This window comes from Telluria sp. LT2P80, from assembly GCF_059685955.1.
Window position 1 is genome coordinate 42,755 of the sequence record NZ_JCASIO010000002.1, and the last position, 14,957, is coordinate 57,711.

General features: G+C 64.8%; 13 protein-coding genes and 1 pseudogene. 8 read left to right on the plus strand and 6 right to left on the minus strand.

Going from position 1 to position 14,957, the window contains the following annotated elements; genetic code table 11:
• Positions 1–39: 39 nt before the first annotated feature.
• Positions 40–942: a DMT family transporter gene (locus AC56LW_RS06530; protein ID WP_499632993.1), complete on the minus strand. Its 903-nt coding sequence runs from the start codon at positions 940–942 to the stop codon at positions 40–42.
• 94 nt (positions 943–1,036) lie between these two features.
• On the opposite strand from AC56LW_RS06530, the gene AC56LW_RS06535 reads away from it, so the two are divergent.
• On the plus strand, positions 1,037–2,023 hold the full coding sequence (locus AC56LW_RS06535) for a LysR family transcriptional regulator (RefSeq protein WP_499632994.1): 987 nt from the start codon (positions 1,037–1,039) through the stop codon (positions 2,021–2,023).
• A gap of 61 nt (positions 2,024–2,084) precedes the next feature.
• On the opposite strand, the gene AC56LW_RS06540 is transcribed toward AC56LW_RS06535, so the two are convergent.
• The 4 genes and pseudogenes from AC56LW_RS06540 to AC56LW_RS06555 form a co-directional block, all read right to left on the minus strand.
• A complete protein-coding gene (locus tag AC56LW_RS06540; protein WP_499633667.1) occupies positions 2,085–4,445 on the minus strand; it encodes an Ig-like domain-containing protein in 2,361 nt (786 codons plus the stop codon).
• Positions 4,446–4,451: 6 nt separating this feature from the next.
• Positions 4,452–4,784, minus strand: a pseudogene (locus AC56LW_RS06545) (DUF4214 domain-containing protein); the annotation flags it as partial.
• A gap of 194 nt (positions 4,785–4,978) precedes the next feature.
• Complete coding sequence (locus AC56LW_RS06550) at positions 4,979–5,680, minus strand: 2OG-Fe(II) oxygenase (protein WP_499632996.1); 702 nt, start codon at positions 5,678–5,680, stop codon at positions 4,979–4,981.
• Between the two features lie 3 nt (positions 5,681–5,683).
• The gene (locus tag AC56LW_RS06555; RefSeq protein WP_499632998.1) at positions 5,684–6,238 is read right to left on the minus strand and encodes a cob(I)yrinic acid a,c-diamide adenosyltransferase; all 555 of its coding nucleotides are present in this window, start codon (positions 6,236–6,238) and stop codon (positions 5,684–5,686) included.
• An 80-nt stretch (positions 6,239–6,318) separates the two neighbouring features.
• Here AC56LW_RS06555 and AC56LW_RS06560 point away from each other — a divergent pair, with 80 nt between their 5' ends.
• From AC56LW_RS06560 to AC56LW_RS06585, 6 genes are all read left to right on the plus strand, one after another.
• Positions 6,319–7,800, plus strand: coding sequence for an FAD-linked oxidase C-terminal domain-containing protein (locus AC56LW_RS06560; RefSeq protein ID WP_499633000.1), 1,482 nt, complete (start codon positions 6,319–6,321; stop codon positions 7,798–7,800).
• On the plus strand, positions 7,800–8,867 hold the full coding sequence (glcE, locus tag AC56LW_RS06565) for a glycolate oxidase subunit GlcE (RefSeq protein WP_499633002.1): 1,068 nt from the start codon (positions 7,800–7,802) through the stop codon (positions 8,865–8,867). The genes AC56LW_RS06560 and glcE overlap by 1 nt, the downstream gene beginning before the upstream one ends.
• Before the next feature lie 3 nt (positions 8,868–8,870).
• Positions 8,871–10,103 (plus strand): glycolate oxidase subunit GlcF, encoded by a 1,233-nt coding sequence (gene glcF / locus AC56LW_RS06570; protein WP_499633004.1) that lies wholly within the window; start codon positions 8,871–8,873, stop codon positions 10,101–10,103.
• 56 nt (positions 10,104–10,159) lie between these two features.
• Positions 10,160–10,474, plus strand: a complete 315-nt coding sequence (locus tag AC56LW_RS06575; RefSeq protein WP_332532633.1) for a hypothetical protein — start codon at positions 10,160–10,162, stop codon at positions 10,472–10,474.
• 72 nt (positions 10,475–10,546) lie between these two features.
• Positions 10,547–11,011: a hypothetical protein gene (locus tag AC56LW_RS06580; RefSeq protein ID WP_499633006.1), complete on the plus strand. Its 465-nt coding sequence runs from the start codon at positions 10,547–10,549 to the stop codon at positions 11,009–11,011.
• Positions 11,011–11,910, plus strand: a complete 900-nt coding sequence (locus AC56LW_RS06585; protein WP_499633008.1) for a DUF2145 domain-containing protein — start codon at positions 11,011–11,013, stop codon at positions 11,908–11,910. Before AC56LW_RS06580 ends, AC56LW_RS06585 begins: the two co-directional genes overlap by 1 nt.
• A 12-nt stretch (positions 11,911–11,922) precedes the next feature.
• On the opposite strand, the gene AC56LW_RS06590 is transcribed toward AC56LW_RS06585, so the two are convergent.
• Positions 11,923–12,411 (minus strand): glutathione peroxidase, encoded by a 489-nt coding sequence (locus tag AC56LW_RS06590; RefSeq protein ID WP_332532636.1) that lies wholly within the window; start codon positions 12,409–12,411, stop codon positions 11,923–11,925.
• A 192-nt stretch (positions 12,412–12,603) separates the two neighbouring features.
• Between AC56LW_RS06590 and AC56LW_RS06595 the strand changes: the two genes are divergently transcribed.
• Positions 12,604–14,877: a TonB-dependent receptor domain-containing protein gene (locus AC56LW_RS06595; RefSeq protein WP_499633010.1), complete on the plus strand. Its 2,274-nt coding sequence runs from the start codon at positions 12,604–12,606 to the stop codon at positions 14,875–14,877.
• Positions 14,878–14,957 lie beyond the last annotated feature (80 nt).

Sequence of the window (14,957 nt, forward strand, 5' to 3'; positions counted from 1 at the left end):
GCATGCTAACTGACAGTCGCAGGGCAGCGTGCAGCTTTTTCAGGATTTGGCGGTGCGTGTGCACAGATACACGGCGCCGGCCGTGACGGCAAAACCGGCGATCGACAGGGCGCCAAGCCGCTCGCCCAGGATCGCAAAGCCCATCAGCGCCGTCGTTCCCGGGATCAGATAGAACAGGCTGGCGACCCGGCTCGCGTCGCCGCGCCGCATCATCAGGAACAACAGGCTGACGGCGCCGATGGAGTTGACCACCGACAGCCAGCCGGATGCCAGGACCAGCGTCGGCGTCCACGTTACCTGCCAGCCTTCGAGACCGAGCGCCAGCGGCAGCGCGACGGCCGTGGCCACGGCCAGCTGGATGCAGCCGCCGGTGCGCAAGTCCAGGCCGGCGCAGTACTTCTTCTGGTACAGCGTGCCGAGCGTGATGCCGGCCAGGGCCAGCAGCACCGCGCCGATCCCGGCGGCGCCCATGTGCCAGGCGACGCCCTTGCCAAGCGCCACCAGCAGCACGCCGGCAATGCCTGCGCCCAGCCCGATCCACTGACGCACGCCAACGCGTTCGTGCAGGAACACGCCCGCTCCGAACGCCGTACACAAGGGCATCGCGCCAATGATCAGGGCCGAGACGCCTGCGCTTACGCCCAATTTGAGGCCCGTGTACAGGCCCCCGAACTGCAATGCCTGGACCAGCAGCCCGACGACGACGAGATGCGCATAGTGCGCACGCTGGCGCGGCCACGGCGCTCGGGTGAGCAGGGCCACAAGCAGCAGCACCAGCGCTGCCAGGCCGAAGCGCAGGACCAGCAGTGTGAATGGGCCGGCGAAGGGCAGGGCCAGCTTGCCGACGACGTAGCCGGAACTCCACATCAGGATGAACAGGAACGGCAACGTCAATGCAACAGATGGGCGTGCGACGGGAATGGGTTGAACAAGGATGCGCATGACGGTCTCCGGTGGTGGAGAAGCCACGTTACGCCTCGCTGCTTGCCGATACAATATGCTGATCGATCAACATACTGTTTCCAATGGGGATACCATGCCGGACTTGAAGCCACGCGATTTTACGGATCTGTGGGCCTTTGTCCGGGTGGTCGAGACGGGCAGTTTTTCGGCTGCCGCGCGCCAGACCGGCATGACCAAAGCCAGCGTCAGCAAGGCGGTGGCACGGCTGGAAAGCGCGTTGCAGGTCAAGCTGCTCAATCGCTCGACACGCCGCATTGGCCTGAGCGAAGCGGGGCGCGACATTCACCGGCATGCGCTGCGCATCGTCGACGAAGCGCGCGCCATCGAGAGCGTGGCTGCCGGTTTGACTGCAGGACCGGCCGGCACGCTGCGTGTGACGACATCGATGGCATTCGGGAATGCGCAACTGGCAGCCCTGCTGCCGGCGTTCATGCGCCGTTATCCGGACGTGCGCGTCAGTCTGACGCTGACCGACCGGCATGTCGATCTGGTGGAAGAGGGCATCGACGTCGCCCTGCGCCTGAGTTCCGACATCGGCTTGACGAGCGCGGTGGCGCGGTCGGTCGCGCCACTGCGCTATGTGCTGGCCGCCGCGCCGGCGTACGTGGCTGAATGCGGCTTGCCGCCCGATCTTGCGGCGCTGCAGACGCATCGCTGCCTGATGTTTGCCGATGCCGGCCCTGGCGCGAACTGGCGTTTCGACGATGCGGGCACGCCACTGCAGATCACGCCGTCACGCGCGCTGGTCATCAACAGCAGTCAGGCGCTGCGCGAAGCGATGCTGGGCGGCGCTGGCATCGCGCTGCTGCCGACGTTTGTCGTGGGAGACGATATTCGCGCGGGGCGCGCCGTTCACATCCTCCCGGCATCGAACCCGGTCGGCATGTTCGGCAGCCACGTGCTGGCTGTGTATCGTGAGAACCGGTTCCTGCCGCAGAAGGTCAGGGTGTTCATCGACTACTTGCTGGAGACCTTGGGCACGCTGCCGCCGTGGGATGCGTTTCTGCGTGCGGCGCATCGGGATGACGGCGCCCAGTACCACACCAGCCCGCTGTCGTGAGAGAGCGGGCTGGTGTTTGCTGCCTCACCGGGATCAGGCAAGGCAGGGCGATGGAACAGATTTAAGAGATATCGCCGAAGGAGACGTTACCATTGCCATCCATCGAAAAACTGCCGGTACCGACGATCGCGACAGCGATATCGTTGGCGTCAATGATGTTATCGCCGTTATCTACTACCAGCAGGTTGATGGAACCATTATTGAAGACGACGGCATCGTTGGTTGCGGTGCTCTGGGCGTTATACCCTTCAGTCAGTTTCTGGTACAGTTCTTCGACGGACATGTAGTTCGGGAGATCGATCGGCGATATGTAGAGATGCGCCACGTCAGTGGCGAAGTCGAAGATTGCCGTCGCTTGCTTCTCGACGGTCACGAAATCGATCGACGGCCCTGACTGGCTGCCCCCGGCGGTCGACAAGCTGGAGTCTGTTGCACTGCCGTACACCAAGGTATCCATGCCTTCACTCACCAGGATCTGGTCGCCGCCTGCGCCACCTGCGATCCAGTCGTCGCCGGCGCCGCCGGACAGCATATCGGTACCATCGTTGCCATGCAGGTGGTCGCTGTCGTCGCCGCCGTATAACTTGTCGTCGCCACTGGTGCCGTAGAGGATGTCGTCGCCCTCAAAGCCCCATGCGTTGCTGACGTTCTTGAGGACGTTGCTGCCAGCCGAACCCAGTGTGTAGACAAGTTGAATCGCATCTTTTACGATACCACTTTGTATCGATTCGATTGCGAACGTGCCCGAAGTAACTTGCGCCTGGGCGCCGATCGTGACGACGCCTACGCTTGCGTTGCCGTCAGTTGCAGTCGACATCACGCGTGTGGTAGTCGATGAGCCCTCCAGGAAGATCGCGCCGGCCACGCTGCTTTTCAGGTTGATCCCGCTTTCATTTGCAAAAACATACAGTGTCGGTGTCGGTGCCGGTACCTCGATCGTGAAATCGAGCGCTGCGGTTCGTGTACCGATATTGCCCGCCACATCGTACTGGCGCACCTGCACGCTGTAGCTGCCGACGTCGCTCAGTTCGAGCGTATCCACGCCACTACCGTCGTTGGTGTCGCCGTAGATCCAGGTCTTGCCTTTGTCGGTGCTGTATTCCCAGGCGGTGTCGGTATTCTGGTCCAGGCCGGTGATGTCGATCACGCCGGACGTGGTCGATCCATTGCTTGGCGCATTGTGCAGCGCGATGGCCGGCGTGTCAGGCGCCTCGGTATCGAGCGTGAACGTGAACTCCTCGTAGGAGCGGTTGCCGGCCACGTCCGTGACGCGCACCTGGACGACATTCATGCCTTCGTGTAGGGCCGGGGTGGCAGTCCAGACTTCGGTGGGCGCCGACGCGTCGTTGACATTGACGATGCCATGTTGCTGCTGCACCAGGTATTCGACCGTGGCGCCGGTTTCGACATACTCGAGATTCAGCGTCCCATCGTTCGTCACATGATCGTTATTGCCGCCCAGTTCGCCGTGATGGCTGTCCGTGGCGAGCGTGACATGGGGCCGCAGCGTGTAGCCGTCAAAAACGATGGTCTGTGTGACGGGCGTGGTGGTCGTGCCGCTGGCATCGACGGCGCGCAGCGCAATGGTGGTGACCTGTTCAGGCGGCGGTGCCATGATGGACATCGCGTTGTCGTTGCCGAGCATGGTCAGGGTTGGGAACTGGTAACCCAGCTGCACATGCTTGAGGGTCACCGTGTTGGTGTTCGCATCGACGTCGATGTTGGTATCGATCCAGTGCTTGCCGTCGAGCGAGTATTCAAAGTGCTGGCCGGTGCGCAGGTCGCGGCCCGTGTAGCTGAAGGTAACGTCGGCGGCGCTCTGGTTGGTGACGTTGTCGTCCGTCTGGTCGAGTTCGTCCTGGGTGACGTGTTCGAATGCCAGTTTCAGATTGAACGTCGGCACCGGGGCGGTCACGACTGGCGTCGGCGGATACACGACTTCGATCGCTGCCGGCAGGCCACCTTTGGCCAGAGCGTCGACAACGTCCTTCAGCGATGCATTGGCCGGCATGACCTTGAGCACCTGGTCCATGCCACCGCCACGCAGCAGCGAATCGAGCGTGACCGGGTTGCCGGCTGCTGCCTTGGCGGTGTCGGCCAGCGTCTGGGCCAGTGCGACCGGGTCGCCCTTGCCGCGCGTCGTGTCGAACAGGGCGAGCAGGGTGGTGCCGGTGGCGATCGCGTTCACCACTTGCGGGGTCTTGGTAGCGGTGTCGGCGAACGATACGGCAGCCTTGACCAGCGTGTCGATGTCGCCGGTGGCCGTGTCGACGGTCACGGCGCGCACCAGGATGCGGGCCGCTTCGACGGACGCGTAACCACTGTACTGACTGCCCGATGCTTCCACCTGGGCGGTGAAAGCGTCGACTGCCGTTTGGCGCAGCGCGGTCAGTGCCTTGTCGATGCCCTGGGCACCGCCCATGATGGCGACGGCCACGTCAGCCAACGATGCATGACCTTGTCCCACCACATTCGACCAGTATGCCAGGCCAACCGAATCCGGCGCGCGGTTGAACAGCGCCTGGTAGATTTCGCTGATCCGTTCATTGACGCTATCGCTGCCGTAGCGGACCTGGGCTTCTTCCGACGTGGCGAATGCCTGCGTGATGGAAGACAGGTTGCCATCGTTATCGGCAAGTTGCTTGGTCCAGAACGCCAGGCCTGCAGGATCGGCTGGGCGACCATAGAAAGCCAGGTAGAACGAGTTGACGGTGGAGGCAAAGGTGGTTTGCGTGCTCATGATCTCAGAGAAGTAATGGGCGGTACGGAATGTTGCCGCTGATCATTATCTTAATCGCCAAACCAGCAAAAGGCGTAAATATCTGAATATCATGTGGGATAAATCTGACATTAAATAACAGAATGTTATTCATTTGCCCCGGCTCCCCATGGCAAAGATGACAGGAAATAACGAAAAACCGCTAAATGGTAAATATCACCGTGGTACTGGAAGGATCATTCAGTACTGCCGAACAGCGCCTCGGCGCGTTGGTACAGGATCCACGAGGTGGCGATGTACTTGTCACCGCTGACGGGCACATTGCCCCGGTGCGTGTGCGTGAAGCCCGCCGGTGCGATGACCAGCCGCCCTTGTTTGGGTGCGATCTTGCGGCCCTGATACAAAAACTCGGTCTCGCCGCCCTCGGCCACATCGTTCAGGTAGACCATCCACAGCAGCACCCGATGGAGCGATTCGCAGCTTGCGTTCTGCGGATAGATCTCGGAATGCCAGTGATGATAGCCGCCGCTGCTGCACAGGTATTTTTGCAGGTTGATCGTGCCGGGCCGGTACAGCACGCGCAGCAACTCATCGATGTTGGGCCGCCCCAGTTCGTCGAAGTTGGCCATCGACAGCACGGTTGGCACGCCCGTCACCGGATGTTCGAGCGTGGGCGAGAGTGACCCCATCAGCAGCATCCGGTAGCGCTCGGCGTAGGCAGCCAGGTGGCGCGCCATCGTGTCCACCAGGAGGCCCGTGGCGTCGGCCCACTCGGGATGCTGGTTGATCGTGATGTCGTAGCTGTCCTTCTTGACGACATCGACGCCGTTGCCCGTTTGGCCGCGCACCACCTTGTCGCTGGCGTCGAAGCGCTTGATGAGCGCTTCACACTGCTGCGCGGTGAGCGCGTCGTCGTAGACGCCGATGAAGTCGTCCATGACTTATCTGGCCTTGCGCTCGTGATTCCACAGCACGTCACTGCCACCCGCGAAGCGGTTCAGTACGCGCGCCAGCACGAACATCAGGTCGGACAGGCGATTGACGTACTGGCGCGGGTGCGCGTGAATCTCTTCTGCCTTCGACAGCGCGACGATCGCGCGTTCGGCGCGCCGGCACACCGTGCGGCACAGGTGCGCCGTGGACGCCGCGCGTGAACCGGCCGGCAGGATGAATTCCTTCAGCACCGGCAGGTCGGCGTTGTATTTTTCGAGCATGGCGTCGAGGCGCAGTACATGTTCTTCCTTGATCATCTGGTAGCCCGGAATGCACAACTCGCCGCCAAGGTCGAACAGGTCGTGCTGGATGCCCACGAGCTCGTCGCGCAAATCCGGTGGCATGTCTTCGCACAGCAGCAGGCCGACAAAGGAATTGAGTTCGTCGACTTCGCCCAGCGCGTGGATGCGCGCGCTGTCCTTGCCGGTGCGGCTGCCGTCGCCGAGGCCCGTGCTGCCATCGTCGCCGGTGCGGGTTGCTATTTTTGAGAGGCGGTTGCCCATGATGTTCTCTTATGCAGTAGGGTGAAAATACGATGGCACGAGGATACGACAAAACCTGTCGATTTGCTTACAATCGACCCATGCCATCCCCGAATCCAGACCTGCATGACCGGCGCGCACAGGTTGTCGCCGCGCTGCTGGCGCGCGTGCCTGCGGCGTGCGTCCTGTCCGCCCCGGAAGACACGCGGCCCTACGAATGCGATGGTCTGGCCGCGTATCGCCAGTTGCCGATGATCGTGACGCTGCCGACCGACGAAGAACAGGTGCTGGCGATCCTGGCCGTGTGCCGCGCGCTGAACGTGCCGGTGGTCCCGCGCGGTGCCGGTACCGGTCTGTCGGGCGGTGCGCTGCCGATCCACGATGGCGTCGTGCTCTCGACCGCGCGCATGAACGCCATTCAACGGGTCGATCATTTGGCGCGTACCGCCGTCGTGCAGCCGGGCGTGCGCAACCTGGCCATTTCCGAAGCCGCCGCCAGCCACGGCCTGTATTACGCGCCCGACCCGTCATCGCAGATCGCCTGCACGATCGGCGGCAACGTGGCCGAAAATGCGGGCGGCGTGCATTGCCTCAAATACGGCCTGACGATCCACAATGTGCTGCGCGTGCGCGTGGCCACGATCGAGGGCGACATCGTCGAACTGGGCGGCGCTGCGCTCGACGCGCCGGGCCTGGATCTGCTGGCCGTGTTCATCGGCTCCGAAGGCATGCTCGGCATCGTCGTCGAAGTGACGGTGAAGCTGGTGCCCAAGCCGGCGCTGGCGCAGGTCATCATGGCCTCATTTGCCGACGTGGTCACGGCCGGCAACGCGGTGGCCGACGTCATCGCGGCCGGCATCATCCCGGCGGGCCTCGAGATGATGGACCGCACCTCGGTGCGCATGGTCGAACCGTTCGTCAAGGCCGGCTACGACCTGGACGCCGCCGCCATCCTGCTGTGCGAAGCCGATGGCACCGCGCTCGAAGTGGCCGAAGAAATCAGCCGCATGAGCGCGGTGCTGGCGCGCGCCGGCGCCACGGCCATTACCGTCTCGCAGAGCGAAGCGGAGCGCGGGCGCTTCTGGTCGGGCCGCAAGAATGCGTTTCCGGCGGCGGGGCGCATCTCGCCCGATTACTACTGCATGGACGGCACGATCCCGCGCAAGCAGCTCGCGCGCGTGCTGGCCGGGATCGCGGCGATGGAAGTCACGTACGGCCTGCGCTGCTCGAACGTGTTCCACGCCGGCGACGGCAATATGCATCCGCTGATCCTGTTCGACGCCAGCGTGCCGGGCGAATTCGATCGCGCCGAAGCCTTTGGCGCGGCGATCCTGGCGCTGTGCGTCGAGGTGGGCGGCACCATCACGGGCGAGCATGGCGTGGGTATGGAAAAGATCGGGTCGATGTGCGTGCAGTTCGGGCGCAAGGAGCTCGACGCGTTCTTCGCCGTCAAGCACGCGTTCGATCCGTGCGCGCTGCTCAATCCCGACAAGGCCATCCCCACGCCGCACCGCTGCGCCGAATTCGGCAAGCTGCACGTGCACCACGGGCAGGTGCCGTTTCCCGACCTGCCGCGCTTCTGATGAATACCATTGAACACTTCCAGCAGCAGGTCAGGGCGGCCGCCGCCAGCGGGCAGCCGCTGCGCATCCGTGGCGGCGGCACCAAGGACTGGTATGGCGGCGCGCCGTCTGGCGCCATCCTCGACACGCGCGCCCATGCGGGCATCGTCGACTACGAGCCGACCGAACTGGTGATCACGGCGCGCTGCGGCACGCCGCTGGCCGAGATCGAAGCCGCGCTGGCCGAACGCAACCAGATGCTGGCGTTCGAGCCACCGCACTTCGGCCCGCACGCCACGCTGGGCGGCGTGATTGCGGGCGGCTTGTGCGGCCCGCGCCGCGCGACCAGTGGCGCCGCGCGTGACTTCGTGCTGGGCGCCACGCTGCTCGATGGCCGCGGCGACGTACTGGCCTTCGGCGGGCGCGTCATGAAGAACGTGGCCGGCTACGACGTCTCGCGCATGCTGGCCGGTTCGCTCGGCACGCTGGGCGTGCTGCTGGAAGTCTCGGTCAAGGTGCTGCCACGGCCCTTTGCTGAAACGACGCTGCGGTTTGCACTGAACGAGATCGATGCGCTGCGGTCCCTGAACACGTGGGGCGGCCAGCCCTTGCCGATCTCGGCCAGTGCCTGGGTCGACGGCGAGCTGGCGCTGCGTTTGTCGGGCGCCGAGGCAGCGGTCGATGCCGCCGTGCGGGGCCTCGGTGGCGAGGTGATGCCGGAGCCCGATGCGTTCTGGCACGCCGTGCGCGAACAACGCACGGCGTTTTTTGACGGCGACGGTGCGCTGTGGCGCCTGTCGGTGCCATCCACCACGGGCGCGCTGGTGCTGGGCGGCGCGCAGATGATCGAATGGGGCGGCGCCCAGCGCTGGTTGCGCGCCGATGGCGACGCAATTACTGCGCAGACCATCCGGCGCACCGCGCAGGCCTGTGGCGGCCACGCGACGCTGTTCCGCGGCGGCGACAAGTCGGCCGGCGTGTTCCAGCCACTGGCGCCAGCGCTGGCGCGCATCCATGCGCGCATGAAAGACGCGTTCGACCCGGCGCATATCTTCAACCCGGGCCGCATGTACAACGAAAGCAAATAAGGCATGCAAACCACTCTGGCCGATTTCATCAAGGGTACGCGCGAGGGCAGCGAGGCCGAGGCGATCCTGCGATCCTGCGTGCACTGCGGCTTTTGCACCGCCACCTGCCCGACGTACCAGTTGCTGGGCGACGAACTCGATGGCCCGCGCGGGCGCATCTACCTGATCAAGAACGTGCTCGAAGGCGCCGAGCCGACACGCAAGACCCAGTTGCACCTGGACCGCTGCCTGACGTGCCTGAATTGCGAAACCACGTGCCCGTCGGGCGTCAAATACGGGCGCCTGCTCGACATCGGCCGCAAGCTGGTCGACGAGCGCGTCGCGCGGCCCCTGGGCGAGCGGCTCACGCGCACGACGCTCAAGGCCTGCCTGCCGCATGCGGGCCTGGCCACGCCCGCATTCAGGGCAGGGCGCCTGCTGCGGCCCCTGTTGCCGGAGAAGCTGCAAGCCAAGTTGCCGTCCGTGCTCGCCGCCGGCCGCTGGCCGACACGCATCCATCCGCGCAAGATGCTGGTGCTCGATGGCTGCGTGCAGCCCGGCATGGCGCCCAACATCAATGCCGCTGCCGCGCGCGTGCTCGATGCACTGGGCGTGCAGCTGACCGTGGCGTCCAAGGCCGGCTGCTGCGGCGCGCTGCGTTATCACATGAACGACCAGGACGGCGGGCTGGATGACATGCGCCGCAATATCGACGCATGGTGGCCCAGCGTTGAAAACGGCGCGGTCGAGGCGATCGTCATGACCGCCTCGGGCTGCGGCGTCACCGTCAAAGAATACGGCCACCTGCTGGCACATGATCCGGCGTATGCCGCCAAGGCCGAACAAATCAGCGCAATGACGCGCGACCTGTCGGAAGTCCTGGCCCTATTTCAGGACCGGATCGCCGCACTGTCAAAAGGGAAGGGCGGCCCGCCCGTGGCGTACCACCCGCCGTGCACGCTGCAGCATGGCCAGCAGATCCGTGGCAAGGTCGAGGGCGTGCTGCAGGCGGCCGGCGTGGACGTGGTGCTGTGCGCCGACAACCACCTGTGCTGCGGCTCGGCCGGCACCTATTCGGTGCTGCAGCCGGCCATCTCGCTCGCGCTGCGCGAGCGCAAGCTGGCCAGCCTGGCCGCGACGGGGGCTGACCACATCGTGTCGGCCAATATCGGGTGCATCGCGCATTTGCAGGCAGGGACCGGGACGCCCGTGACGCACTGGATCGAGCTGCTGGATCGGATCTGTACAGCAGACTGACAGGGGCCGTGGTAGCATCGCCCCGACCCCAGCAACGAACACCAGCAGGAACGATCTTGAGCTTTACCTTTCAACTCGTGCGCGAGGACGAAGACAGTCCGCGCGCCATCGTCTTCGAAGACAGCAGCACCCCGGGCCTCGTGCCGGTATGGGAGGCCGCCGGTGTCTACGACGCGCTCTACAACAGCGATGGCCAACTGGCGCGCGACGTGTCGCGCCGGCTGGCGTATGGCGTCGACCGGCTGAACGACGACCCGGGGCTGGCCAACCTGCTGCCGCCCGGCCTGTCGATGGATGTGGCGATCCGCTTTCTGGATAACGTCACCCGCGCCTGCATCACCCACGGCGCGGCCCGCATTCAGACGCGATAAGATGGCCCTATGGTCATCCGGGGCAAGGGCTTGTACCATAGGAGCGTTCTGCTCGCCAAATGAAAGAGTTTTATGACCTTGCCTATCCTTTCCCGCACGCTGTGCCTGACCCTGTTCGCTGCGGCCTGCAATGCGCCTGCGCAGGCTGACAGCTTCGCGTCGTCCGCGTCCAGCGCCGGCTCGGCGTCGTCGGCCAGCATTTCCGATTCGGTCAGCGGTTCCAGCAACAGCTCGAGCGACAACGACAAGGTCGCCGCCGGCCAGTACCGCGTGATCAACATCGCGCACGCCCCGAACAAGCCCGATACCACCCGGCTGACGCTGCGCGCAACTGCTGCCGGCCAGGCCCGTTCGTTCGAGCTGGACGTCCCCAACCGCGCCCTCGCGACGCGCACCGTGATCACGGGCGACGTGGTCCAAGTCAATGACCGCGCCTACGGCTATGAATTTGCCTACGCCGATACCCAGCGGCCGTTCTTCCTGGCCCTGCAGGATGAGTGGTACCGCGAACTGGGCTCGCGCAAAGTCACGATCTGATGCTCGTGCGCCAGGCTGCGCTGGCGCTGCTGTTGTGTGCGAGCGGCAGTGCCTGGGCCGGCTTTCCCACCTTCTGCGAACGCTCGCGCGACCTGAACGCGGCCGAGCAGGACCGCGTGCTGCGCTTTGCCGGCGTGGTCAAGCAGGAGCTGGCGCGCTCGAACGGCAAGGTCGCCCTGATCGCGCGCGCCGGCACGGACCTGAGCCGCTTCGATCTGGTGTATTCACACGCCGGCGTCGCACTGCGCGACACGCCGGACAGCCCATGGGCCGTGCGCCAGCTGTACTACGAGTGCGACGAGGCGCGTCCGTACATCTTCGACCAGGGCATCGCCGGCTTCGCGCTCGGCGCCGACGCACCGGGCAAGGGCCATATTGCCTTGTTGTTCCTGCCGGATGCCGACAGCGCATCGCTCGAACGCGCCGCCCGCGACAAGGCACTGGCGCTGGCCCTGCTGGCCGGTCAATACAGTGCCAACGCCTATGCGTACGGCACCAAATACCAGAACTGCAACCAGTGGGTGGCCGAGCTGATGGCCAGCGCCTGGGGTGGCGCGGCAGGCGAGGGCAACGCGCGGAAAAAAGCGCAGGCCTGGTTGCGCGCCAACGATTACGTCCCCGGTCCGGTCAGGGTGCCATCGCACTTCACGATGTTCGCCGGGCAGTTCGTGCCGCTCGTGCACGTGGACGACCACCCGGTGGAAGACCTGCACGCGCTGTCGCTGCAGGTCAGCGTGCCAGCCTCGATCGAAGCGTTCGTGCAGCGCCGCGCGCCCGAGACGCAGCGCGTGGAAATCTGCCACGACGAACGCCGCATCGTCGTGCGGCGCGGCTGGACGCCGCTCGGCGCAAGCTGCGAACCGCAGCCGGGTGACGAAGTGATCGCCATTGCGCCGTGAGCGCTGGCGCAATCAGACCCGGTTCGCCAGCACCTTCTCGATATCGCCGCCCAGGTCTTCCGGCTTGGTGGTGGGCGCATAGCGCGTAACGACCGCGCCTTCGCGGTTGACGAGGAACTTGGTGAAGTTCCATTTGACCGCTTCGGTGCCCAGCACGCCGGGCGCTTCGCCCTTCAGGAAGCGAAACAGCGGATGCGCGTCGTCGCCGTTGACGTCGACCTTGGCGAACATCGGGAACGTCACGCCATAGTTCTTTTCGCAGAAGGCGCCGATCGCTGCCTCATCGCCCGGTTCCTGGTGCCCGAACTGGTTGCACGGAAAGCCCAGCACCACGAGGCCCTCGTCGGCATAGCGGCGCTGCAGCGCTTCGAGCCCCTGGTATTGCGGCGTGAAGCCGCAGGCGCTGGCCGTATTGACGATCAGGAGCGCCTTGCCGCGGTAGCGCTGCAGGTCGACCGGCTGGCCGTCGAGGGCAGTGGCGTTGAAATCGTAGGCATTCATTGAGGTCTCCTTGTTGTAAACAATGCAGTTTACGCTACTGCAGGGGGGCGCACGGCAGAGCGCTGGCCCCGGCGTCATCGGTTGGCCGATCGATGCTGTGGCATTTGAACCGTCTTAGCATTTCTTAACAAATTCCGGGCTCGACGCATGCGACAATCACGCTCGTTCAAACGTCCCGTTACCCAGGTATTCATGTCACGTCACCGTTCTTCCGCACTGTTGTTCGCGCTGCTCGCGCCTGTCTGCGCATTTGCGCAGGAAACCGCCGTACGTCCTGCGGATCCCGTCACTGGCGCCGCGACGCCGACCGCCCCGGCGCTGCAGGGTGCCGACGTTCCCGTCGCCTCCACCGTCGCCGTGACGGCCGCGCGTTCGTCGAACCGGATCGACCGCCAGGCATATGACGTCAAGAGCGACGCCGCGTCGACCAACGACACGGTGGCCGACACGCTCAACAAGGTGCCGTCGGTGGCCGTGGACGCGGACGGCAACGTGACGCTGCGCGGGCGCAGCAATGTGCAGATCCTTGTCGATGGCAAGCCGTCGGCGATGATGCAGGGCGAGAACCGCGCCGCAGCGCTGGGCGCGATTCCCGCAGCCGATCTGGATTCGGTGGAAGTGATCAACAACCCCGGCGCGCAGTTCGGCAACGAAGGCGGGGGCGGCCCGATCATCAATCTGGTGATGCGGCGCGAGCGCACGCCGGGCGGCTTCGGGGCCGTCAACGCGAACGTCGGCCCGGAAGGGCGCGCCAATGCGTCGAGCTTCGGCAGCTACACGACGGGGCGCGTGAGCGTGCAGGGCGGCGTGTACGTCCGGCGCGACACGCGTGGCTCCGACGGCGAAACAAACCGCGACCGGATCGATCCGCTTACCGGCGCCGTGGCCAGCAGCACGCAGCGCTCGACCAGCGAGACCGACACCGAGGCCGTGGGCATGAACAGCTCGCTGACCTACAATCTGGGCGACAAGGACGTGCTGTCGGCCAAGGCCAGCTTCTCGGCCAACGGCAGCGACGGGCAGTCGCAGGAACGCTATCGCGGCGTGAACGCCGACGGCAGCATTGACGGCGACTACCTGCGTTCGAGCGTGCGAGACAACGACAACCGCAGCTACAGCCTGAGTGGCGGCCTGGATCACAAGGGCGCACGCCCCGGCGAAATCTTCAAGGTCGACCTGCGTTTGTCTGGCAACAAGGGCGAGGCCGACACGCGCTTTGCCAGCGATTACACGGTCCGCCCTGCCAATTCGACCGCGCCGCGTACGCACCAGAACAACCTGACCGAAACGCGCGTGATCGACTTCACGGGCGACTATGAACTGCCGGGCGAGAAGGGCGTGTTCAAGGCGGGCTACAAGGTCGCGCAGAACAGCAATGTGTTCGACACGCGCTTTTTCAATGTCGATGAGGCGACGCTGGCCGAGAGCCTCAGCAACCAGCGCACCAACCGCTTCGAGCTCGATGAAACGACAGTCGCTTTGTATGGTACTTACCAGCTGCGCCTGGCCGAAAAATGGGGCTTGCTGGGCGGGCTGCGTACCGAATACACCGACCTCGATCTGAACCAGGTGACCACGAACGTGAAGGCCAACAACCATTACTTCGATGCGATCCCGAGCGCATTTCTCACCTACGATCTGTCGGACGACACGGCGCTGCGCCTGAGTTACGCGCACCGCATCCGCCGGCCGGGCGCGGGCGACCTCAATCCCTTCGTCGTCTACCGCGACGAAACCAACGTCTCGTCCGGCAATCCCGACCTGATGCCCACCAAGACCGACTCGATCGAACTGGGGCTGGAGACCAAACTGGGCAAGGTCGAGACCAATGTGCGTCTGTACGCACGGCGCGACTCGGACCTGATCCAGGAACGGCGCACCTTCATCTCCGATACGGTGCTGCTGACCACCCGTGAGAACGCCGGCAGCAGCAATTCGGGCGGCCTCGAATTCACGTTCAGCGGCCGCGTGACGCCCAGCTTGACGGTCAACGCGAGCGGCAACCTGGGCTACTCCGAACAGTCGGTACTCGGCAACAGCCAGGACGACAAGCGCAGCGCCACCTCGCTCAGCGGCCGCGCGCGCGTGAGCTACCAGATCAATCCGACCAACAGCCTGCAACTGGTGCTCAATGCGCAGGGCAAGACGCTGTTCGGCGAAGGCTATCGCCAGCCGACGCGCAGCGCTGACCTGAGCTATCGCCGCAACCTGAGCCAGGCCATGAGCCTCGTCGTGAATGTCAACGACATCTTCGACTCGCAAAAGACCGAATCGATCACCGAGACCGACCGCCTGCGCGAATACAGCATCCGCCGCCAGGAAGGGCGCCTCGTGTATGTCGGGTTGTCCTACCGCTTCGGCAGCTTTGGCGGTGCGGGCGGGCGGCGGCCGGATGGACCGCGGGGCGGGCCTGGCGGTCCACCGGGGTTCGGGCCACCGGGCGGCGGCATGGGGCCAGGACTCTGATCGATCGGTCCACATGCGGGCAGGGTAATTTGAGGATGTGCTGTTCTACGTAGCAGGGGCATGACAGAATACGGCACCTT